Source organism: Labrys sp. HAY1-8F (assembly GCF_056754975.1).
Map to the genome: position 1 here is coordinate 274,155 of NZ_JBPGWZ010000001.1, position 21,141 is coordinate 295,295.

The 21,141-nt window shown below is 62.6% G+C and carries 19 protein-coding genes and 1 pseudogene; 15 read left to right on the top strand and 5 right to left on the bottom strand.

Annotation, left to right across the window (positions count from 1 at the left end):
• Positions 1-5 precede the first annotated feature (5 nt).
• The 4 genes from ACR9ZN_RS01285 (at position 6) to derI (ending at position 3,231) form a co-directional block, all read left to right on the top strand.
• Complete coding sequence (locus tag ACR9ZN_RS01285; protein ID WP_481271104.1) at positions 6-938, top strand: sugar phosphate isomerase/epimerase family protein; 933 nt, start codon at positions 6-8, stop codon at positions 936-938.
• Between the two features lie 25 nt (positions 939-963).
• A complete protein-coding gene (locus tag ACR9ZN_RS01290; protein ID WP_481271931.1) occupies positions 964-1,917 on the top strand; it encodes a sugar-binding transcriptional regulator in 954 nt (317 codons plus the stop codon).
• A 64-nt stretch (positions 1,918-1,981) separates the two neighbouring features.
• A complete protein-coding gene (locus ACR9ZN_RS01295; RefSeq protein ID WP_481271106.1) occupies positions 1,982-2,755 on the top strand; it encodes a triose-phosphate isomerase in 774 nt (257 codons plus the stop codon).
• Between the two features lie 38 nt (positions 2,756-2,793).
• Positions 2,794-3,231 (top strand): D-erythrulose-4-phosphate isomerase, encoded by a 438-nt coding sequence (derI, locus tag ACR9ZN_RS01300; RefSeq protein WP_434961149.1) that lies wholly within the window; start codon positions 2,794-2,796, stop codon positions 3,229-3,231.
• 275 nt (positions 3,232-3,506) lie between these two features.
• Here the strand turns inward: derI and ACR9ZN_RS01305 are convergent, their stop codons facing one another.
• Together ACR9ZN_RS01305 and ACR9ZN_RS01310 are read right to left on the bottom strand one after the other, a co-directional pair.
• Positions 3,507-4,475, bottom strand: coding sequence for a quinone oxidoreductase family protein (locus ACR9ZN_RS01305; protein ID WP_481271108.1), 969 nt, complete (start codon positions 4,473-4,475; stop codon positions 3,507-3,509).
• A 205-nt stretch (positions 4,476-4,680) separates the two neighbouring features.
• Complete coding sequence (locus ACR9ZN_RS01310; protein WP_481271109.1) at positions 4,681-5,331, bottom strand: hydrolase; 651 nt, start codon at positions 5,329-5,331, stop codon at positions 4,681-4,683.
• Positions 5,332-5,484: 153 nt separating this feature from the next.
• Here ACR9ZN_RS01310 and ACR9ZN_RS01315 point away from each other — a divergent pair.
• A pseudogene (locus ACR9ZN_RS01315) lies at positions 5,485-6,379 on the top strand (LysR family transcriptional regulator).
• Positions 6,380-6,660: 281 nt separating this feature from the next.
• On the opposite strand, the gene ACR9ZN_RS01320 reads toward ACR9ZN_RS01315, so the two are convergent.
• Positions 6,661-7,128 (bottom strand): Lrp/AsnC family transcriptional regulator, encoded by a 468-nt coding sequence (locus tag ACR9ZN_RS01320; RefSeq protein WP_481271110.1) that lies wholly within the window; start codon positions 7,126-7,128, stop codon positions 6,661-6,663.
• A 134-nt stretch (positions 7,129-7,262) separates the two neighbouring features.
• On the opposite strand from ACR9ZN_RS01320, the gene ACR9ZN_RS01325 reads away from it, so the two are divergent.
• The 10 genes from ACR9ZN_RS01325 (at position 7,263) to paaZ (ending at position 18,964) form a co-directional block, all read left to right on the top strand.
• The gene (locus ACR9ZN_RS01325) at positions 7,263-9,341 is read left to right on the top strand and encodes an alpha-ketoacid dehydrogenase subunit alpha/beta (RefSeq protein ID WP_481271111.1); all 2,079 of its coding nucleotides are present in this window, start codon (positions 7,263-7,265) and stop codon (positions 9,339-9,341) included.
• A gap of 2 nt (positions 9,342-9,343) precedes the next feature.
• Positions 9,344-10,579, top strand: a complete 1,236-nt coding sequence (locus ACR9ZN_RS01330) for a dihydrolipoamide acetyltransferase family protein (RefSeq protein WP_481271112.1) — start codon at positions 9,344-9,346, stop codon at positions 10,577-10,579.
• A gap of 527 nt (positions 10,580-11,106) precedes the next feature.
• On the top strand, positions 11,107-12,312 hold the full coding sequence (pcaF, locus tag ACR9ZN_RS01335) for a 3-oxoadipyl-CoA thiolase (RefSeq protein ID WP_454818475.1): 1,206 nt from the start codon (positions 11,107-11,109) through the stop codon (positions 12,310-12,312).
• Positions 12,313-12,342: 30 nt separating this feature from the next.
• Positions 12,343-13,347, top strand: coding sequence for a 1,2-phenylacetyl-CoA epoxidase subunit PaaA (gene paaA, locus ACR9ZN_RS01340; RefSeq protein ID WP_454818473.1), 1,005 nt, complete (start codon positions 12,343-12,345; stop codon positions 13,345-13,347).
• Between the two features lie 41 nt (positions 13,348-13,388).
• Positions 13,389-13,673: a 1,2-phenylacetyl-CoA epoxidase subunit PaaB gene (paaB, locus tag ACR9ZN_RS01345; protein ID WP_434961140.1), complete on the top strand. Its 285-nt coding sequence runs from the start codon at positions 13,389-13,391 to the stop codon at positions 13,671-13,673.
• A complete protein-coding gene (gene paaC, locus ACR9ZN_RS01350; protein WP_454818471.1) occupies positions 13,673-14,443 on the top strand; it encodes a 1,2-phenylacetyl-CoA epoxidase subunit PaaC in 771 nt (256 codons plus the stop codon). Before paaB ends, paaC begins: the two co-directional genes overlap by 1 nt.
• A 27-nt stretch (positions 14,444-14,470) precedes the next feature.
• Complete coding sequence (paaD, locus tag ACR9ZN_RS01355; protein WP_481271932.1) at positions 14,471-15,010, top strand: 1,2-phenylacetyl-CoA epoxidase subunit PaaD; 540 nt, start codon at positions 14,471-14,473, stop codon at positions 15,008-15,010.
• Between the two features lie 7 nt (positions 15,011-15,017).
• Positions 15,018-16,091: a 1,2-phenylacetyl-CoA epoxidase subunit PaaE gene (gene paaE / locus ACR9ZN_RS01360; RefSeq protein WP_454818469.1), complete on the top strand. Its 1,074-nt coding sequence runs from the start codon at positions 15,018-15,020 to the stop codon at positions 16,089-16,091.
• On the top strand, positions 16,081-16,857 hold the full coding sequence (locus tag ACR9ZN_RS01365) for a Phenylacetic acid catabolic protein (protein ID WP_481271113.1): 777 nt from the start codon (positions 16,081-16,083) through the stop codon (positions 16,855-16,857). The genes paaE and ACR9ZN_RS01365 overlap by 11 nt, the downstream gene beginning before the upstream one ends.
• Positions 16,858-16,909: 52 nt before the next feature.
• The gene (paaZ, locus tag ACR9ZN_RS01370) at positions 16,910-18,964 is read left to right on the top strand and encodes a phenylacetic acid degradation bifunctional protein PaaZ (RefSeq protein WP_481271114.1); all 2,055 of its coding nucleotides are present in this window, start codon (positions 16,910-16,912) and stop codon (positions 18,962-18,964) included.
• Positions 18,965-19,042: 78 nt separating this feature from the next.
• On the opposite strand, the gene ACR9ZN_RS01375 is transcribed toward paaZ, so the two are convergent.
• Positions 19,043-19,642 (bottom strand): TetR/AcrR family transcriptional regulator, encoded by a 600-nt coding sequence (locus ACR9ZN_RS01375; protein ID WP_441774096.1) that lies wholly within the window; start codon positions 19,640-19,642, stop codon positions 19,043-19,045.
• A gap of 181 nt (positions 19,643-19,823) precedes the next feature.
• A complete protein-coding gene (gene paaK, locus ACR9ZN_RS01380) occupies positions 19,824-21,134 on the bottom strand; it encodes a phenylacetate--CoA ligase PaaK (RefSeq protein WP_441774095.1) in 1,311 nt (436 codons plus the stop codon).
• Positions 21,135-21,141: the final 7 nt, after the last annotated feature.

Sequence of the window (21,141 nt, forward strand, 5' to 3'; positions counted from 1 at the left end):
ATCCGATGCCTCTGACGCTGTCCCTCAATACCAATCCGCTGGTGAACCGTTTCGCCGATCCCGACGATCTGATCGACACGGTGGCGCGCGGTCTCAGGCTGCGCGACCTCCAGCTCACCCATGAATTCATCAATCCGAGCTGGCCCGCGCCCACCATAAAGCGCCTGGTCCGCGAGATGGGCAGCGCCCTGGCCCGCACCGGCGTACGCGTGACCAGTGGCATGACCGGGCCCTATGGCCGGCTCAATCATTTTGGACATCCCGATCCAGATGTGCGGCGCTATTATGTCGACTGGTTCAAGACCTTCGCCGACATCATCGGCGATCTCGGCGGCACGTCGGTCGGCACGCAGTTCGCCATCTTCACCTATGCCGATTATGACGACACGGCCCGCCGCGAGGAGTTGGTCCAGATCGCCATCGAGTGCTGGGCGCAGGTCGCGGAGCATGCCAAGGCTGCCGGTCTCACCTCTGTCTTCTGGGAGCCGATGAGCATCGGCCGCGAGTTTGGCGAGACCATCGAGGCCTGCCTGTCGCTGCAGCGGCGGCTGACGGCCGCCGACATGGCCGTGCCGATGTGGATGATGGCCGATATCGATCACGGCGACGTCACCTCGTCCAATCCCGACGACTACGACCCCTATGCCTGGGCCCGGGCCGTGCCGAAGGTTTCTCCGATCATCCACATCAAGCAGAGCCTGATGGACAAGGGCGGCCATCGTCCCTTCACGGCCGAGTTCAATGCCAAGGGCCGGATCCAGCCCGAGCCGCTGCTGGCGGCCCTTGCCGAAGGCGGGGCTGCAGACAACGAGATCTGTCTGGAGTTGAGCTTCAAGGAGCGCGAGCCCAACGACCGCCAGGTGGTGCCCCAGATTGCCGAAAGCATCGCCTTCTGGGCGCCTTTCATCGAGACAGGTGTGGGGGATCTTCATGTCTGACGCGGAACGGGGACGGGGAGGCGGGATGGGACGCGCCGTCACGGAGAACGAGCTGGAGGAGTCTCTCGCCCGTCGCGCGGCCTGGCTGCATTATGTCGGCGGCCTCACCCAGGCGGCCGTGGCCAAGCGGCTCGGCCTGCCCTCGGTGAAGGCCCACCGCCTCATCGCGCGGGCGGTGGCGAGCGGCGTGGTCAAGGTCTCCATCGACGGCGACATCATCGAATGCGTCGAGCTGGAAGAAGAGCTCTGCCAGCGCTTCCATCTCGATCATTGCGAGGTCGCTCCCGATCTCGGCGAGGATGGCATCCCGCTGCGCGCGCTCGGCCAGGCCGGAGCGGGCTTCCTGCGGCGCGAGATCGAGCGCGGCGACCATCGCACCATCGGCCTGAGCCATGGGCGGACCCTGACGTCTGCCGTCGCGCATATGTCGCGCATCGCGGCCGGCCAGATGCGCTTCGTCTCGCTGCTCGGCGTGCTCACCCGCGATTATGCCGTCAACCCGCACGACGTCATGCACTCCATCGCCGAGAAGACCGGTGCGCAGGCCTATGTGATGCCGGTGCCGTTCTTCGCCAATTCCGCCGAGGACAAGGCAGTCCTACTCGCCCAGCGCGGTATCGGCGAGGTGCTCGCCATGGCCAATGGCGCGGGGCTGAAGGTGGTGGGCATCGGTTCGGTCGATGCCGACGCCCAGCTTGTCTCGTCCGGCATGATGCATCCGCAGGAAATCCGGGAGATCAAGGCCGAGGGCGGCGTGGGCGAAATGCTCGGCTACTTCTTCGATGCCCAGGGGCGCGTGCTCGAGAACTCGTTGACCTCGCGAACCCTGGGCGTGGCGTTGAACGGACGCGCCGACGATCACGTCGTCGGCATCGCAGGCGGGGCGAACAAGACTGAGGCCGTCCGGGCCGTGGTGCTCAGCGGCCGTCTCCGAGGCCTGATCACCGACGAGGCCACTGCGCGGGCGCTGCTCGGCTAGGCCCGCTTCAAACACACGAATTTGCAAGCCGGTCGGCAGCGGTCGGCACGGAGATACACGGAAAATGACACGTTATTGGATCGGCACCAGCTGGAAGATGAACAAGACCCTGGAGGAGGGCCTGGCCTTTGCGAACGCCCTGGCCCAAGCGCTGGCTTCGGTCGATGATCGCTTGCAACCCTTCGTCATCCCGCCCTTCACCCTGGTGCGCGAAGTCAAGCAGGCGCTGGCCGCGACGCGGGTGAAGGTCGGCGCGCAGAACATGCACTGGGCCGACGCGGGAGCCTGGACCGGCGAAATCTCGCCGCGAATGCTGCGCGATTGTGGCCTCGACCTGGTCGAACTCGGGCATAGCGAGCGGCGGGAGCATTTCGGTGAGACGGATCGCACCGTCGGCCTCAAGACGGCGGCGGCCATAGGCCATGGCCTGATACCGCTGATCTGCGTCGGCGAGACCCTGGCGGAACGCGAGAGCGGCAGGGCCGAAGAGGTACTGGCGGCCCAGGTCGAGGGGGCGCTCTCGCAGCTTGGCAGCGGCACGCCCGGCGTGGAAATCATCTTCGCCTATGAGCCGGTCTGGGCCATCGGCGAGAACGGTATTCCAGCCAGCGCCGACTATGCCGATGGCCAGCAGGCCCTGATCAAGCAGGTTGCGGCCGGGCGTCTCGGTACGGCCCCTGCGGTTCTCTATGGCGGCAGCGTCAACCCGGGCAATGCCGCCGACCTTATCGGCCAACCCCATATCGACGGCCTCTTCATCGGCCGCTCCGCCTGGCAGGCCGAGGGCTATCTCGACATCCTCGATCGCACGGCCCGAGCCCTGTCGGCACGGCCCTGATGCGCTCCCATTCCCTTATGCAAGGAAGGAAAACCGCCATGAAAATCGCACTCGGAGCCGACAGCGCGGGCAAGCCCCTGCTCGACGTCATCGCCGCGCATCTCGCCAATCGCCCGGACCTGGAGATCACCGACCTCAGCCAGTCGGGCTTCTATGCCGATCTCGCCGCCAAGGTCGGCCAGGATGTCCTCGACCACAAGCATGATCGCGCCATCCTGTTCTGCGGCACCGGCATCGGCGTATGCATCTCCGCCAACAAGGTGCCGGGCATCCGCGCGGCCCTAACGCATGATACCTATTCGGCCGAACGCGCCGCCAAGTCGAACAATGCCCAGATCATAACCATGGGTGCGCGGGTCGTCGGTCCGGAACTGGCCAAGGCCATCGTCGACACCTGGCTGTCCTCGAGTTTCGATCCCCAAGGCCCTTCGGCCGGAAATGTGCATGCCATCGATCAGCTCGATGCCAGAAGGTAGCGACTGCCTCTGCCGAGTGACGGCGGTCTTTGCCGGCTGCTGTGACAACGCTAACGCATCGGGAGCCGCGGTCGGATGGAGGCAACCAATTCTGTCATAAGTCGCTCGTCATCTGGGCCTTACGGCCCCGATGACGTTTTGCGTTTGAATCCATGAGTTCGGTGAGTTCCGCCGCGCTGTAGCCTTTGCCGCGCCCGACAGAAGCAGGGTGATGCATTTTTTGCGGCAGCCCTGGCCCCCGGAGGGCGCGACGACGGCTCACCCGACCTACGTGCTCATTGCTTGGTCGAGACGATTACAACGCGCCCGAGGATGGAATGGCCTTCGGCATAGGCGTGGGCTTCAGAGGCGGCCGCAAAGGGAAACGTTCTGTCCACGATCACCTTGAGATCCCCAATTGCCGCCAGCTCCAGCATGCTGGAGACCGTGCGGTAGACATCCGGCTTTTCCAGTTGCGTTCCCATGAAGACACCGAAAAGCGATTGGTTCGCCTGTAGCGCCGACCACAGATCAATATTGAGCTGCGAGCCACCGGCGTTACCCACGACTATCAAACGCCCCTCGGGCCGGAGCGCCGCCAGGGAACCTTGCAGGGTGGTTCCGACCGGGTCCACGACGAGATCCGCGCCACGGCCTTCTGTCAGACGCATGACCGTATCGGCGACGTTGGCCGAGCGATGATCGATCGCATGATCGAGGCCAAGCCCGGCGAGGCGTTCGGCCCTCGTCGCCCCGGAGACCGTTGCAAGCACAGTCGCGCCCGCCCGATGCGCAAGCTGGATGGCGGCGAGCCCGACGCCGCCGGCGCCTGCCTGGATAAGGACAGTTTCGCCAGACTTCAAACCGCCTCGCGCGAAAAGGCAGTGATGAGCGGTTCCGAATGCGATGGGCAGGGCTGCGGCAGCGGCGATGTCGAGTCCTGCCGGCACGGGCCAGGTCCGGCTGACGGCGACGGCACGCAACTCCGCATGCGACCCGGCGAGATCGAAGCTCGTCACCTTCTGGCCGACATGACGGTTCTTCACCTTTTCTCCGACCGCGATGATTTCGCCAGCGGCGGCATAGCCGACGACGAAGGCCGCGTGGGGTGGAGGCGTGGACGCGCGATTGATCAGGTCGCCGCCCTCGATTGCGGCAGCCTCGACACGGATCAGGACGCCATCGTTTGGGCAAACCGGATCGGGCACATCCGCGTAGTGAAGGACAGCCGGCGGGCCGGGGTGATCATAGATGGCTGCTTTCATGGTTCTCTCACTGCGTCATCACTCTTGGGGGAACGATTAGACGCATCAGCAAGGGGGGCCTTTCTTTAAGGTGCCGAAGAGACCTCCGGCTGCGGCGATAATATTCATCGCTGACATCACAAGCCTTCCCTCTGAGGTGAGGTTGGCGAGGTTCTACATACGGATCGCTCTGGATTCGTATCGAAACTCGCCATCCCGGCCCGGATCAGCCTTCGCTCGGCACAGGCGTTTTGAGCAGTTGCTGCTCCCAGAGAAAGGCAATGCCGCTGCCAGCGGCATGCTGCACAAGCACCTCCGAAAGCTCGGCGGCATGCTCTGTGCGAGCCCAGTCGCGCTGCCATTCCGAAGCCACCGCCAGCCAGGTCATCATGTTCGCGCCGGCCGCGATCATGCGCTGGATGGCGACCTCGTGTGCCTCGACCGAAGTGCCGCCGGACGCATCGGTGACAACCGTCACATCCCAGCCTTCGCCGAGCGCCTGGATCGTCGGCATTGCCACGCAAATCTCGGTCCACAGGCCCGCGATGATCAACTGCTTGCGGCCCGTCGCCTTCACCGCATCCACAACCTTCTGGTCCTCCCAGGTATTGATGAACGTCCGGTCGATCACTTCCTGACCGGGGAAGACATCGGTGATCTGGGGGAAGATGACGCCGCCCCGGTCAGCGATCACACTGGTCAGGATGGTGGGCACGCCGAACGCCTTGGCGGCCTTCGCCAGAGCCGTCGAATTGTTGACCACCATATGCGGGTCGTGGCTGTTCAGGTTCGCGAGCTGGTAAGGCTGATGATCGATCAGAACGAGGACCGAGTCTTCGGGCCGAAGAAGCGAATCAAGGCCGTTGCGAAAGGTCATTATTGCGTCCTTTGCTGCCGCTTTGTGCGACATTGGTTTTGCGTGAGACATGCGCCAGCGGGCGACGCTTGCCGGCCGCAATTTGCCGTTCCCCATCCCGATGCGGTAGTGCCGTAGTTCGGTAAGCTGTGTCGCGAAATGAGGAACGCTGAATTGGATATCGAAGATCTACAGACATTCGTCGCAGTGGCCGATGCCGGGGGCGTATCGGCGGCGGCGCGCCGGCTCGGCGTCTCCAAGTCGATCGTCAGCCGGCGGCTCTTTCGGGTTGAAGCGGAGCTTGGCGTCCAGCTTCTTGCACGAACGACCCGCGGCGCCGCGCTCACAGAAGCAGGAATCACGTTCAGAGATCACGCGGCCAGAGCCAGCGCCGAGATCGATACGGCCCGGGAAGCGATCCTGCCCACCGGTGAGCTGCGCGGCAGCCTGAGGGTTGCCATGCCGCTTACGTTCGGAGCGACCCACTTCGCCCCCGTGCTTGCGGAAATGGCGCGTCTGCACCCGAAGCTTCACATCCATGCTTCCTATAGCGATCGCTTCGTCGATCTCATCGCAGAGGGTTTCGATTGCGCGATCCGAGGCGCCTACCTTCAGGACTCCAACCTGATCGCGAAGCGTGTCGGGCCGATCCAGGGAAAGCTTGTCGCAAGCCCGGATTATATCGAGGTGCACGGGTCACCCGAGAACTCCGGGCGAACTCGTCGCCCATCAGGCCCTCATGCAGGGAACGGAAGCCTGGCAGTTCATGGATGGTGACAAGATCGTCACGGTTCAGCCGCAGGGCAGGTTCAAGGCCGACAGCGCCACAGCGCTTGCCGCGGCGGCGGCGGCGGGTCTCGGCATCGCTTGGCTCCCCGATTGCATCACACATGAATATGTGGGCTCCGGCGCCCTGGTCCCGATCATGACACGCTATCCGGTACCTCCGGGGGCCGCCTATGTCGTCCGCCCGCCGGGTCAGCATCCCACGCGGAAAGTGCGGGTGCTCATGGAGATGCTGATTGAGTATTTCAAACGCAACACGGATCTTTGGGGCCTTGACGGCTAGGGCGCGAACGGTTCGGCCAATCGCCTCTATCGTAATATGCCGAGGGAAATCGCGGTTTCAGCCATTGTGATGCGCTGCGCGCGTAAGACCTGGTTGCGGATCCCCGCAACAAATTTGGTCATAAATCGCTAACCGTCCCGGTCTGATCAACCCGGGCGGTCCTTGTATTTGAATACTACTGGTACGTGTTTGCCCGCCGAAACTGCGACCTGGCCAGATCAGTCGCCAAATTCTACTGCCAGGCGATTCTGGGGCGCAATTGTGCGAGGGCGTGATGCTCGTCATGGTGGGAGGATCGTCGTGTATTTGACCTCCTTTAGAGCGAAGTGAGACGAAGAGGTCGCAACCGAGCTGTGGGCGAGTATCCCGTCCAGGAGCAGGTGCTCGTAGTTCTTGATATCCTTGACCGCCAGCCTCAGCACATAATCCCAATCTCCCGTCATCGCATAGCATTCCAATACCTCTTCGTAGCTTCCGACGAAAAGCTCGAAACTTTTGCGGGCCGCCGGATCCTGGGATTTCATCCGGATCTGACAAAAGACGGTCTGTCCCCGCCCGATAGATTCGGGGCTTACAAGACGCACTGTCGGCCCCAGAACCCCAATTTCCTCAAGCTTCTTGATCCTGCGCCAGCATGATGCAGGGGAGCTTCCAATCTGCTCGGCCAATACGACGTGGCTTATGTTCGCCTCGCGTTGCAGGGCGCGGATAATGCGTCTGTCAAGCGCATCGAGCTCGGCGGCTGTCATTCACTTTCTCCGCATTATCGAAACACTCATACCAAGTTTCATTAAAATCCGGTCGAGAATGAAACGTATTTCCTGAGTTGTCGAGATACGATTGCTTTCCCAGGCGTTCTGGTTTGGAACCAGGGGAGAAATAGATGGCGCAAGCGCAGCTCAGCAGCTCATTGCCAGTCCTGCCAGCCCCCGAGATTGACTGGCGTCGTGTCGTCTATCTGCTGCATCTGTCGAGGACACTCGACAGTCTGGAGGAGACCCAACTGGTCCCGAGCAAAGAGGTGCTCTATCAGTTCTCCGCACGCGGACATGACATGGCCCAAATACTCCTCGGGCTGCAATTGTCCGATCGACACGACGCGGCTTGCGGTTACTACCGATCTCGTCCCCTGCTGCTTACACTGGGTGTCGATCCTGCGGATGCGCTAGGATCCGCCATGGGGCGGTCGGGTGGCTACTCCGACGGTCGCGACATCGGAGTCGTCTTCAACTATCCCAATCCGACAGGAGCCTCCGCGCTGCCGATGTGCGGCGGCGTCGGTACACAGTACACGCCGACGGCGGGATGGGCGCAAGCCATCCGCTATTACAGCGAGACCTTGCACAGGCCTGAATACGAACGTTCGATCGCCGTGGTTCTTGGGGGTGACGGGTCGGTTGCCTCCAACGGCTTCTGGGCAGCGCTTACGATTGCCACGACGGAAGGTCTGCCGATGTTGTTCTACGTGGAGGACAACGGATATGGCATATCGGTTCCCTCGACGTTCCAGACGCCCGGGGGGGACATCGCGGCGAACCTGTCCTCCTGGCAGGGGTTGGCAATCTTTTCAGGCGACGGCACGGATCCGGCCGAGGCCGCACGTTTGTCCCACCAGGCCATAGCCCATGTGCGCGAGACCCGGACCCCGGCGATGCTGCATCTGACGGTGCCTCGCCTCCAAGGCCACAGCTTTCAGGACACCCAAACGTACAAGTCGGAGGAAATCGTGGCAGCGGAATGGAGGCGCGATCCATTGCCGCGGCTGAAGGAATATCTCGTGCCTGCCATCATGAGCGAAGAGGAATGGAAGACCGTGTCCGCTGATGCCGAAAGCGCCGTTGGAGCGGCGCTGGAGGTGGCGGAAGCGCGCCCGTCTGCGAAGCCCGAGACCGTAATGCGAAACGTCTTCTACGAGGGCGAAATGCAGGCGATGGGAGGCCAGCATCGTGCCGGCTATAGAGTGCCCCCAAGTACCGACAGACCAGCCGACAAGGGGCAGCGCATCAACATGGTCACGGCCATCCGGCGCACCCTCGAGCACGAACTGACGATCAATGAGCGTGTGGTCCTGTTCGGCGAGGATATCGGCACAAAGGGCGGCGTTCATGCCGCAACGCTTGGTCTGCAGGAAAAATTCGGCACTGGCCGTGTCTTCGACACCTCGCTCTCGGAGGAAGGCATAATCGGCCGGGCCGTGGGCATGGCGCTTGCCGGGTTATTGCCCGTACCGGAGATCCAGTTCCGCAAATATGCAGAGCCGGCAACCGAACAGATCAACGATTGCGGTACGATTCGCTGGCGTACCAACAACCGCTTCGCCGCTCCTATGGTGGTACGCATGCCGGGCGGCTTCTTCAAATGCGGCGATCCCTGGCATAGCCAGACAAACGAGGTGGCCTTCGTCCACCAGCCCGGCTGGAAGGTGGCCGTGCCCTCCAACGCGCGCGATGCCGTTGGATTGTTGCGTGCCGCGTTGCGGGGCAACGATCCTGTCATCTTCTTCGAGCATCGGGAAATGTTGGATCATAGCTGGGCGCGCCGGCCCTATCCCGGAGATGATTTTGTCCTGCCCTTTGGCAAGGCAGATTTCGTCCGGAGCGGCAAAGACATCACGATCGTCACCTGGGGCGCCATGGTCAATCGTTGTCAGGAGGCTACCGAGGGCATCTCCGCAGACGTGATCGATCTGCGCACTCTGATGCCTTGGGATTGTCAGTCGGTGCTGGATTCCGTGCGACGCACGGGGCGCTGCCTGATCGTTCATGAGGACTTGTCCACCGGCGGTTTCGGCGCCGAGATAGCGGCCGTCGTCGCGGACGAGACTTTCATGGATCTGGATGCGCCTGTCTCGCGTCTTACCATGCCCGATATCCCGAGCCCACATAATCTCGAACTGCTCGAATGGGCAGTTCCATCGGTAACGCGCATCCGCGAGCGCATCACCGAGCTTATGGAGTTCTGATCATGGCCGAGGTCATCGACATCTGCGTTCCTCCGGAACACGAAGGCACAAAGGCCATCGTTGCCAACTGGTTGAAAAAAAGCGGCGACGAGATCGCGATCGACGAACCGCTGGTAGAACTGGAGACAGACAAGGTCACGCAGGAAATTCCTTCGCCTGTCGCCGGCGTGCTGTCGGAAATCGTACTCGATACGGGCGAGATCGCCATTCCGGGCGCGGTGCTGGCCCGGGTAACTATCGGAGAGGCGTCCTCCCCGTCCGCCGAGCCCCGTCCAACCCAAACGGCTGTCCCGGCTGCAGCGGGGGACGGGGCAATCCGCTATTCGCCGGCAGTGCGTCGCGCGGCTGGGCAATATGGCATCGACCCCGCGAATATCCCCGGAACGGGCAAGGGCGGGCGCGTCACACGCGCCGATATGGAGACCGCCGTCGCGGAGCGAGGGCTCACGGCAGACAGGAGGGCGGCCGAGCCACAACAGACCATGATTGCACCGATAGTTTCCCAGCCGCGACCGGCGAGCGCGAAAGCGTCCACACCGGCAGGGTCCCGTAGAGTTCCACATTCGCCGATGCGGCTTGCCATTGCTCAGCACATGGCGAACTCGGTTGCGGCCGCGCCTCATGTGACGGCTGTGTTCGAGGCTGATTTCAGCGCCATCATTCGCCACCGCGACCATCACAAGCGGCGGTTCGCCGAAGACGGCATCAATCTGTCCTATACCGCCTATATCGCAGCCGCTTGCGTCCCCGCCATGCGCGCGGTGCCGCAGGTCAACAGCCATTGGCACGACGATGCGCTCGAAATCTTCGGTGATGTGAATATTGGTATTGGCACGGCACTGGACGACAAGGGGCTGGTCGTGCCGGTGATCCATCAAGTTCAGGATCTGGCCCTGGAGGGCATTGCCCGCGGGCTCCAGGACCTGACCCTCCGTGCCCGTGAGGGCAAATTGTCCCCGGCCGATATGCGCGGCGGAACATTCACCATCTCGAACCATGGTGTCTCCGGCTCCCTGGTGGCGACACCCGTCATAATCAATCAGCCACAGTCGGCCATCCTAGGCGTCGGCGCGCTGCAAAAGCGTGCCGTAGTACGCGAGATCGACGGCAGGGATGCGCTGGTGATCCGGCCGATGGCCTACGTGTCGCTGACCATCGATCATCGTTCGCTTGACGGGCACCAGACGAACGCATGGCTGAGTCATTTCGTAAAAACGCTGCAGGAGTGGCCGCTGTGACCGCGGTTTTGGCTAAGACGTTCTCATGATCGACGGCGGTCCGGAAGGATATGTCTGCATGATCCGGGCAGCGCAGTTCGACCCGGGAGCTGCCTGTGTTGAGCGTCGCGCCACCCATGGGGACACTTGCCTCAACGAAGGAAGCCACCAGAGTAGCCGCCACTCGCCGACTGCCATCTTCCGATATCGGGTGGCATTTTCCGAATGAGTGCGACTTGATCGACTTCATTGCGGCCCGAAATCGGTGACCCGGCGACAGACGTTTTCACAGAAAGTGTCGCATCTGCGCTCCGCCATACGTTCTTCGGTGTTGCGATGGTTCGAGCTGAGCCACTGAAACAGCCAAACGGTATGTCGAGCAAAAGCGGGCGGGAGATGGTGAGGTCGCATGGGATATGGACATCATCCCGGCCTTACAGCGACCGCCCCTGAGGTGACGGTCCTGATTGACTCGATCAGGAAAAGGTGTAATTACATAACCGGCCGGTCGGTAAATTATTTAAGATGCACCGGACCACGGAGGGGCGATGCCTGACGCTTTCATCTGCGATGCCGTTCGTACGCCGTTTGGCCGATATGGCGGAGCGCTGGCGGGCGTGCGCGCCGACGACCTGGCCGCGATTCCGCTGGCTGCGTTGATGCAGCGCAATGATGGTGTGGATTGGTCCGCTGTCGACGACGTTATCCTGGGCTGCGCCAATCAGGCGGGCGAGGACAATCGCAATGTTGCGCGCATGGCAGTGCTTCTTTCCGGCATGCCCGTCGATGTTCCAGGCACAACCGTCAACCGGCTTTGTGGCTCAGGGCTCGATGCAGTGGGACTGGCCGCACGCTCCATTCGGGCCGGGGACTGCAGTCTGATGATTGCCGGCGGCGTGGAAAGCATGTCGCGCGCGCCCTTCGTCATGCCGAAAGCGGATACCGCCTTTTCGCGTGCCAACGCGGTCTACGACACCACGATCGGCTGGCGTTTTATCAATCCGAACATGAAGAAGGTGCATGGCGTCGATTCCATGCCTGAGACCGCCGACAACGTTGCCGCAGATTTCGGCGTATCGCGTGCGGACCAGGACATGTTCGCGCTCCGCAGCCAGCAGCGCTGGGCCGCGGCGCAGATCGCGGGTCGGTTTGCCGACGAGCTTGTTCCGGTTCGCCTGCCGCAGAAGAAGGGGGACCCGATCGCGGTCGAGCGCGACGAACACCCACGCCCCGATGGGACAATCGAGCAGCTCGCCAAGCTGAGAGGCGTCAACGGTCCCGATCTTTCGGTAACGGCCGGTAACGCTTCGGGCGTCAATGATGGTGCCGCGGCGCTGATCATCGCCAGTGAAGCGGCCGCCAAGGCAAATGGCCTGGCGCCGCGCGCCCGCGTCGTTGCGATGGCTGCCGCCGGTGTGCCTCCCCGTATCATGGGCATCGGTCCGGTACCCGCCGTGCGCAAGGCGCTCGCAACGGCTGGCCTGACGCTCGGACAGATCGACCTGGTCGAGCTCAACGAAGCATTTGCCGCCCAGTCATTGGCCGTGCTGCGCGAACTCGGTTTGCCAGATGATGCCCCTCATGTGAACCCGAATGGCGGCGCCATCGCCATCGGCCATCCGCTGGGCGCCAGTGGTGCCCGGTTGGCAACCACGGCGTCTTGGCAGTTGCAGCGCACCGGCGGACGTTATGCGCTGTGCACGATGTGTGTCGGTGTGGGCCAGGGCATTGCATTGATCCTCGAGCGCGTCTGACGCGCGGATCGTAGAAAGGGAGGCGACGCGATGTACGCACAGATGGTCAAGACCGATGCCGCGCGAGTCCTCGCCCTCGACGAGATGGATCCGGTCGAGCGCGCCTTTCAGGAGCGCATCAATGCCGGCCAGAAGATCGAGCCGAAGGAGTGGATGCCGGAGGGTTACCGCAAGACGCTCGTGCGCCAGATCAGCCAGCACGCCCATTCGGAGATCGTCGGCCAGTTGCCGGAGGGAAATTGGATTACCCGCGCGCCGACACTGGAGCGCAAGGCGATCCTGCTCGCCAAGGTACAGGATGAGGCCGGCCACGGGCTCTATCTCTACTGCGCCGCCGAGACCCTCGGCGTCAGCCGCGACGAGATGTATGAGCAACTGCATTCCGGCAAGGCCAAATACTCCTCGATCTTCAACTACCCGACACTGACCTGGGCCGACATCGGCGCCGTCGGCTGGCTCGTGGACGGCGCGGCGATCATGAACCAGGTGCCGCTGCAGCGCTGCTCCTACGGGCCCTACGCGCGCGCCATGGTCCGCATCTGCAAGGAAGAGAGCTTCCACCAGCGCCAAGGCTTCGACATCCTTGCGGTATTGTGCAAGGGCACGCCGGAGCAGAAGGCGATGGCGCAGGATGCGCTGAACCGTTGGTGGTGGCCATCGTTGATGATGTTTGGTCCTTCCGACACGGATTCGGTGCATTCGGCGCAGTCGATGGCCTGGAACATCAAGCAGGATTCCAATGACGAACTGCGCCAGAAATTCGTCGACCAGACCGTGCCGCAGGCCAGGTTCCTCGGCCTGACCATCCCCGATCCCAAGCTCGTATGGAACGAGGAGAAGGGCGGCTACGATTTCGGCGAGCCGGACTGGAACGAATTCTTTGAAATCATTGCCGGCAACGGCCCGTGCAACCGGGAGCGCCTGGAGGCGCGCCGTAAGGCTTGGGACGACGGCGCCTGGTTCCGCGACGGATTGACGGCCCATGCAGACAAGCAGGCGCAACGCCGGCAGACCGCCAAGATCGCGGCGGAATGATCACCAATGACGTCGGCAACTCGTCAATAGGAGTGACCCAAATGTCCAAGGAATGGCCTTTGTGGGAAGTCTTCATCCGCGGTCAGCACGGTCTGAACCACCGGCATGTCGGAAGCCTTCACGCGCCCGACGCCGAAATGGCGATCCACAATGCGCGCGACGTCTATACCCGCCGCAACGAGGGCATCAGCATCTGGGTGGTGCGTTCCTCCGACGTCGTCGCCAGCGCGCCCTCCGAGAAAGGTCCGCTATTCGATCCCGCCAATTCGAAAGTCTATCGGCACCCGACCTTCTTCGACGTGCCGGATGAAGTGGGGCATATGTGATGGCGCACGTTTCCTCCGACTTGCCGGTGCTGGCCGAGTTTGCGCTCAGGATGGGCGACACCTGCCTGATCCTCGGACACCGCAATTCCGAATGGTGCGGTCATTCGCCCGCGCTCGAGGAAGATATCGCGCTGGCCAACACGGCGCTCGATCTGATCGGCCAGACGCAGCTCTGGCTGGGCTTGGCCGCAGAGGCCGAAGGCAAGGGCCGCACGCCCGATACTCTGGCCTATCTGCGCGACGCGTCGGCCTACCGCAACCTGCTGCTGGTCGAGCAGCCGAACGGCGATTTCGGCCGCACCATCATGCGGCAATATCTGTTCGATGCCTGGCACTTGCCGATGCTGAAGGCGCTGATGACGTCGAGCGACAAGCGGGTCGCCGAGATCGCCGAAAAGGCCTCCAAGGAAGCCACCTATCATCTCGACCGCAGCGCCGACCTGGTGGTGCGTCTGGGGGATGGCACCGAAGAAAGCCATGCGCGCATGCAGTCCGCGCTCGATGTCCTATGGCCCTATGCCGGCGAGATGTTCCTGAGTGACGCGGTTGACGAAGAGCTGGCATCGAACGGCGTCGCACCGGCGCCGGAATCGCTGCGCGCGGCCTGGGATCAGCATGTGGGCCGCACGCTCGCCGACGCGACGCTGAAGGCGCCAGAGAAGTCATACGCCCAGAAGGGTGGCAAGCGCGGCGTGCACTCCGAGCATCTGGGCTACATCCTGGCTGAAATGCAGTTCCTGCAGCGCGCCTATCCCGGCGCGAATTGGTGAGGTGCGGCGATGCCTGAACCACACCCCATGCCGGTCGTGCCCGCGGCCCGTTACGACGCGGCGTCCGGAACGGGCGAACCGGTTCACCCGTCCGAGGCGCGTGTCTGGTCGTGGCTTTCGGAAATTCCCGACCCCGAGATCCCGGTGATCTCGCTGACCGATCTCGGCATCATCCGCCAGGTGGCCTGGGCTGGCGACACACTGGAAGTGACCGTGACGCCAACCTATTCCGGCTGCCCGGCGACCAGTGTCATCAATTTCGAGATCGACCGCCATCTGCGCGCGAGAGGTATCGCCAGGCTCCGGCTCAAGCGCCAGCTTTCGCCAGCCTGGACGACGGCCTGGATCAGCACCGAAGGCCGAGACAAGCTGTCGGCCTACGGCATTGCGCCGCCCGTCGAGGGAACAGCGGCGTGTGCAGGATCGCTGCAGCCTCGCGAGGTCTCGTGCCCACGCTGTGGCTCCACACGGACGGAACGTATCAGCCAATTCGGCTCGACGCCGTGCAAGGCGCATTTCCGCTGCACCGAATGTCTCGAACCCTTCGACTATTTCAAGAGCATTTGAGGGACCGATGGCCCGCTTCCTGTCACTCAAAGTCGCCGACGTCCGCCGCGAGACACGTGATGCGGTGGTGGTCACACTCGTACCTCCCGAAGAGCATCGGGCGGCGTTCGATTTCACCCAAGGCCAATATCTGACCTTTCGCCGCTCTTTCGACGGTGAGGAACTACGCCGCTCCTACTCCATCTGCGCTGGCAAGGACGAGGGTGTGCTCAAGGTCGGCATCAAGCGTGTGGACGGCGGCGCCTTCTCCACCTGGGCCAATGAGGGTCTGAAGCCCGGCGACACGCTGGAGGCGATGCCGCCGATGGGTGCCTTCCACGTGCCGCTGCAGCCCGAATGCGGGCGACATTATCTCGGCTTTGCCGGCGGGAGCGGCATCACGCCGGTGCTGTCGCTCATCAAGACGACGCTGGCGCGCGAACCCAGGTCTCGCTTCACACTGATTTATGGCAACCGCTCGATCAATTCGATCATGTTCCGAGAGGAACTCGAGGACATCAAAAGCATGCATCTCGGGCGGTTCAACGTGATCCATGTGCTGGAAAGCGAGGCGCAGGACATCGACCTCTTTTCCGGCCGCATCGACGCTGACAAATGTATCCGGCTATTCAAGAGCTGGATCGACATCGACAGCGTCGACATGACCTTCATCTGCGGACCCGAGCCGATGATGCTGGCCATCGCCGCATCGCTGCGCGAGCACGGGCTGCGCGATGACCAGATCAAGTTCGAACTGTTCGCCTCGGCTCCGCGTCGGGCGGCGCCTACCGTCAAGGCCGCAGCCGATGGCGCCAGGGCGGAGACCTGCAAGGCCACGATCACGCTCGACGGCTCGACCCGCGTGATCGAGATGCCGAAGAAGGGCCAGACCATTCTCGATGCGGCGCTGGGCGCCAATCTCGACGCACCCTATGCCTGCAAGGCAGGGGTCTGCTCGACGTGCCGGGCGATGGTGCTCGAGGGTGAGGTCGAAATGGAAACCAATCATGCTCTCGAAGACTACGAAGTGCGGCGCGGCTATGTGCTCACCTGTCAATGCTTCCCCCTTAGCGACAATGTGGTGGTGAGCTATGACCAATGAGCCAGCCGACGTCGCCGCCCCCATGCCGCTGGAGAGTTATCTGGCGCAGGGCGGCATGCTGACGACGCCTGAAAACGCGCCGCCGCGTTATCGTGGCGAGTTGCTCAGATTGATGGCGACCTTCGTCGACAGCGAGCTGGCCGGGGCCGCGGGTTTCGCCGATGTCGTCAATCTAGGGCCGGGCATCAAGGAGCGCATTGCCGCCTCGCGCATCGTGCTGGAGAAACTCGATCATGCCGAGCGCGTGCTGGAGATCATGGGCGAGTTCGGTGCCGACGTCTCGCGCTATGCCAACCACCATCCCTGGACCGAGCGCGTGGCGCCCGACAGGGATCTGGGGGCCGCGCGTCATGGTTCGGACATGCGGCTTGCCGTGTTGCACTATCCGCTGCAAGGCTGGACCGATGCGGTGGTGATGAACGTGCTGATGGGCCGCGCCGTGGTCATCCAGCTCGGTGAGTTTTCGAGACTGTCCTATCAGCCGCTGGCAGAGATCTTCCGCACCGTCGCGCCGCGAGAGCGCCGGCACATGGAACTTGGCGAGGAAGGCTTGCGCAAGATCCTGGAGGACCGATCCGCCAGACCGGCGGTCGAGGCCTCGATCGCCTATTGGAGACCGCGCGTCGCGGCGAGCTTCGGCAGCGGGACTTCCGCGCATTTCGAAACGCAGAAGAAATTTGGCTTGCGCCGCACGGGCAATCCCGACCTCGCCAGCGAGTGGGAGCGCCAGGTGAGCGTCCTGCTCCATGACATCGGATTGGCCTGAGCGCCCTCCGATCGACCTTTCGCATTCGCCCCCAAACCGAAGAGTAATTGCGATGAACGCACCCGTGATCACGAGCCGACAACTGGAGTCCTATGTTGCGGGGCAATGGGTGCGCGGCGCCGGCAAGGCGGTGGCGCTGCTCGACGCAGCGACCGGCAACGTGGTTGCCCATATCGATGCCAGCGGCCTCGACATGAAGGCCATGCTCGATCACGGCCGCCGCACCGGCGGGCCGGCCCTGCGCAAGATGAGCTTCCATGAACGGGCCCTGATGCTGAAGGCGCTCGGGCAGGCGCTGATGGAAACCAAGGAAGAATTCTACGCACTGTCGACCGCAACCGGCGCGACCCGTACCGATAGCTGGATCGACATCGAGGGCGGCATCGGCACGCTGCTATCCTACGCCTCCAAGGGCCGGCGCGAGCTGCCGAATGCGCGCACGCTCATTGATGGGGAGGTGGAAGCCCTGTCGCGTGACAATAGCTTCTCCGGCCAGCACATCCTGACGCCGCTGGAAGGCGTGGCGATTCACATCAATGCCTTCAACTTCCCATGCTGGGGCATGCTCGAAAAGCTCGCACCGACCCTGCTCGCCGGCATGCCGGCGATCATCAAGCCAGCCAGCCAGACCGCCTATCTGACTGAACTGATGGTGCGCCGTATCATCGCCCTGAACATCCTGCCGGAAGGCGCGCTGCAACTGATCAGCGGCTCGGTTGGAGATCTCCTCGATCATGTCGACTGCCAGGACGTCGTGACGTTTACCGGCTCGGCAGCGACCGGCCGAAAGCTGAGGTCGCATCCTTCGATCGTGGAAAATTCGGTACGCTTCACCATGGAGGCGGATTCTCTCAATGCCGCGATCCTCGGCCCCGATGCCGTGGCCGGCACCGAGGAATTCGACCTGTTCGTGAAGGAGGTCGCACGCGAAATGACGGTGAAAGCCGGCCAGAAATGCACGGCGATCCGCCGCGTGTTCGCGCCGCACCGCAGTGTCGAGGCACTGGTCAAGGCGCTGGGCGACAGGTTGGTGAAGACGGCCGTTGGCAATCCGGCCGAGGATACGGCCAGGATGGGCCCCCTCGCGAGCTTGGCACAGCGCGACGAGGTGCGCCAGCGCATCAAGGACCTGCAGCGCGATGCCGAGATCGTCATCGGCGATCCCGACCGGCCGACCATCGTATCGGGTGACGCCGAGGCCGGCGCCTTCCTCAATCCGGTGCTGCTCTATTGTGACAAGCCGGCCTCGGCGCAGGCGGTTCACGATGTAGAAGCGTTCGGCCCCGTCAGCACGATCATGCCCTACGAGACCATCGAGGATGCGGCCGCGCTGGCGCGGCGCGGCAAGGGCAGCTTGGTTGCCTCGGTATTCACCAACGATCCCGTATTCGCACGCGAGGCCGTACAGGCGCTGGGGCCGTGGCACGGCCGCCTGCTGATCGGCAATCGGGCCAGCGCCAAATCCTCGACGGGTCACGGTTCGCCATTGCCTGGGCTGGTGCATGGCGGACCCGGACGCGCCGGTGGCGGCGAGGAACTCGGCGGCATGCGTTCTGTTAAGCACTATATGCAGCGTACCGCCGTGCAGGCGGCCCCCTGGCTGCTTTCCGAAGTGACCGGCCGCTGGATGCAGGGCGCCAAGGTGAAGCAGGACAGTGTTCACCCGTTCCGCAAATCGCTGGCTGAATTGGAAATCGGCGACCAGGTGGTCACAGCTGCCCGTACCGTAACGTTGGAGGACATCGAGCATTTCGCCAGTTTCACCGGCGATACCTTCTATGCCCATATGGATGAGGCCGCTGCCAAGGCCAATCCCTTCTTCGACGGGCGCGTGGCACATGGTTATCTGATCGTGTCCTTCGCGGCGGGCCTTTTCGTCGATCCGGCGCCGGGACCGGTACTCGCCAATTATGGCGTCGACAGTCTGCGTTTCCTCAAGCCGGTCAATCCGGGGGACACGCTGCGGGTGACCTTGACCTGCAAGCAGATCAATCCTCGCCAGACCGAAGATTATGGCGAAGTGCGCTGGGATTGCATGGTATCGAACCAGGATGCAGAGGTGGTCGCCCAATATGATGTGCTGACCATGGTAGCCAAGACCCTGTGAGATCGAGTTCGAGCAGGCAGGTGTAATGCGCAGGGGCGAAGAGGTGGCTTCGAAATCGCTTCTCGCCTCGTCGATGCCTTAGCGGCCAAGCGACTCTGCGCCGTTCAGAAAGAGCGTGGTGACCATGTCGGCATAGCCGTCGCGGTTCAGCGCTCCACTCGGTTTGAACCAAGTATAGACCCAATTCAAAATACCGAAGAGGGACATGGTAACCGGCGTGACGCCCGCTTTGCTCTTCGCCAACGCCGGATTGATTTCGATCAGCACGTCCGAAAAGGCTTTCACGATACGGCGCTCCATCTGCTGGAGTTCCGCACGCTGCCTTTCGGGCAGCGATCCCGTCGCATTGAGAAGCACTTGATGAAAATCCGCAGCTGACCGGTAGTTCTCCAGGACGCTGCCGATCAGATTGCGAAGACGCTGGCGCGGCTCCAAGGCCGGATCGTCGGTCTTGCTGATCGAGGCCTCGAGTTCGACGAGATGGGTGCGACCGATGTCGAAGATCAGCAACTCCTTGCTCGGATAGTAATGGTAGAGCAACGCCTTGGAGACATTGTTTTCCTGGGCGATCTGCGCCATCGACGCTCGCTCCATGCCGAGCTTGGCGAAGACGGCAGCTGCGCTTTCAAGAATGCTGCGGCGCTTGTCGTCGAAATCGGCCGCCCTTGTTCGCGCCATGTCTCGTATCCTTCACCTGCAATCGCTGCCGACGTTCTATTCCGCCGAATCAATGTCGTCGATGTGCTCCTCCTCCTTCGTGAACATCGACCATGCTTTTGTCGGGCGATGCAAGTCTGGCTATCGGGCCAGCCCACCCGTGCCGTTCAGTCGTTTCAAAGAATGAGCCAATCCAGCGGCCTTATTCCCTCGGCCTGTTGTCGATCACGCGTTTAGCCTTGCCTTCCGAACGCTGGAGGGAGTTTGGATCGCCAACCAGGATTTTCGTGCTGACGCCGACCACGCTCTTGATACGGTGTGCCAGATCCTTCGCCGCGGCCAGCCGGGCGTCGGAATTGGCTGCCTGCGGCATCGCTTCGACATGAATGACCATTTCGTCCATGCGGCCCTTGCGTGTCAGCTCGATCAGGAATTGCGGGGCCAACCCGGTACATTTCAGCAATTGCTCCTCGATCTGGGTCGGAAAGACATTGACGCCGCGCAGGATCATCATGTCGTCGCAGCGGCCGGTGATCTTCTCGATGCGGCGCATCGATCGAGCCGTGCCGGGCAGAAGCCGGGTCAGGTCACGCGTCCGATAGCGGATGATCGGCAGCGCTTCCTTGGTGAGCGATGTAAAGACCAGTTCTCCGATCTCGCCATCCGGCAATACCTCGCCGGTTTCCGGGTCGATGATTTCCGGGTAGAAATGATCTTCCCAGACGTGCAGGCCATCCTTGGTTTCCACACATTCGCTGGCGACACCGGGGCCGACCACCTCTGAAAGACCGTAGATGTCGACGGCATGCATGTCGAAGTCCTGTTCGATCTCCTTACGCATGGCATTCGTCCATGGTTCCGCGCCGAAAATGCCGACAGCGAGCGAGGACGAGCGCGGGTCGAGGCCCTGGCGCCGAAACTCCTCGAGAATCGACAACATATAGGATGGCGTCACCATGATGATCCGTGGCTTGAAGTCCTGGATCAAGGTGACCTGGCGTTCGGTCATGCCGCCGGAAATCGGCACGACGGTGCAGCCCAGTCTCTCGGCGCCATAATGTGCGCCGAGGCCGCCGGTGAACAGGCCGTAGCCATAGGCGACATGGCAGATATCGCCGGCCCGTCCGCCGCCCGCGCGGATCGATCGCGCCACGCAGGTGGCCCACATCTCGATGTCATTTGCGGTGTAGCCGACAATCGTTGGTTTTCCGGTCGTACCGGAGGAGCCATGAATGCGTGCCAGTCTCTCGCGTGGAACCGCGAACATGCCGAAAGGATAGGTGTCGCGCAGATCCTTCTTGACCGTGAAGGGAAACTTCGACAGATCCGCCAGCGTTTTCAGATCGTCGGGATGAACGCCAGCCGCGGCGAAGGTGGCTTTGTAGTGAGGCGAATTCCGGTAGGCATGGTCGAGCGTCGACTTCAGGCGTCTGAGCTGAAGGGCGGTGATCTCGTCACGCGAGGCAGTCTCGATGGCGTCAAGATCGCCGGGACGAGGGGCCAGGTCTTCCATTTGTCGT

Coding starts and splice junctions, on each gene's coding strand:
- ACR9ZN_RS01295 (WP_481271106.1), top strand. CDS start 1,982: ATGACACGTTATTGGATCGGCACCAGCTGGAAGATGAACAAGACCCTG.
- ACR9ZN_RS01290 (WP_481271931.1), top strand. CDS start 964: ATGGGACGCGCCGTCACGGAGAACGAGCTGGAGGAGTCTCTCGCCCGT.
- pcaF (WP_454818475.1), top strand. CDS start 11,107: ATGCCTGACGCTTTCATCTGCGATGCCGTTCGTACGCCGTTTGGCCGA.
- ACR9ZN_RS01305 (WP_481271108.1), bottom strand. CDS start 4,475: ATGAAAGCAGCCATCTATGATCACCCCGGCCCGCCGGCTGTCCTTCAC.
- paaE (WP_454818469.1), top strand. CDS start 15,018: ATGGCCCGCTTCCTGTCACTCAAAGTCGCCGACGTCCGCCGCGAGACA.
- paaD (WP_481271932.1), top strand. CDS start 14,471: ATGCCGGTCGTGCCCGCGGCCCGTTACGACGCGGCGTCCGGAACGGGC.
- ACR9ZN_RS01310 (WP_481271109.1), bottom strand. CDS start 5,331: ATGACCTTTCGCAACGGCCTTGATTCGCTTCTTCGGCCCGAAGACTCG.
- ACR9ZN_RS01320 (WP_481271110.1), bottom strand. CDS start 7,128: ATGACAGCCGCCGAGCTCGATGCGCTTGACAGACGCATTATCCGCGCC.
- ACR9ZN_RS01365 (WP_481271113.1), top strand. CDS start 16,081: ATGACCAATGAGCCAGCCGACGTCGCCGCCCCCATGCCGCTGGAGAGT.
- ACR9ZN_RS01375 (WP_441774096.1), bottom strand. CDS start 19,642: ATGGCGCGAACAAGGGCGGCCGATTTCGACGACAAGCGCCGCAGCATT.
- paaK (WP_441774095.1), bottom strand. CDS start 21,134: ATGGAAGACCTGGCCCCTCGTCCCGGCGATCTTGACGCCATCGAGACT.
- paaB (WP_434961140.1), top strand. CDS start 13,389: ATGTCCAAGGAATGGCCTTTGTGGGAAGTCTTCATCCGCGGTCAGCAC.
- ACR9ZN_RS01285 (WP_481271104.1), top strand. CDS start 6: ATGCCTCTGACGCTGTCCCTCAATACCAATCCGCTGGTGAACCGTTTC.
- derI (WP_434961149.1), top strand. CDS start 2,794: ATGAAAATCGCACTCGGAGCCGACAGCGCGGGCAAGCCCCTGCTCGAC.
- paaZ (WP_481271114.1), top strand. CDS start 16,910: ATGAACGCACCCGTGATCACGAGCCGACAACTGGAGTCCTATGTTGCG.
- ACR9ZN_RS01325 (WP_481271111.1), top strand. CDS start 7,263: ATGGCGCAAGCGCAGCTCAGCAGCTCATTGCCAGTCCTGCCAGCCCCC.
- paaA (WP_454818473.1), top strand. CDS start 12,343: ATGTACGCACAGATGGTCAAGACCGATGCCGCGCGAGTCCTCGCCCTC.
- paaC (WP_454818471.1), top strand. CDS start 13,673: ATGGCGCACGTTTCCTCCGACTTGCCGGTGCTGGCCGAGTTTGCGCTC.
- ACR9ZN_RS01330 (WP_481271112.1), top strand. CDS start 9,344: ATGGCCGAGGTCATCGACATCTGCGTTCCTCCGGAACACGAAGGCACA.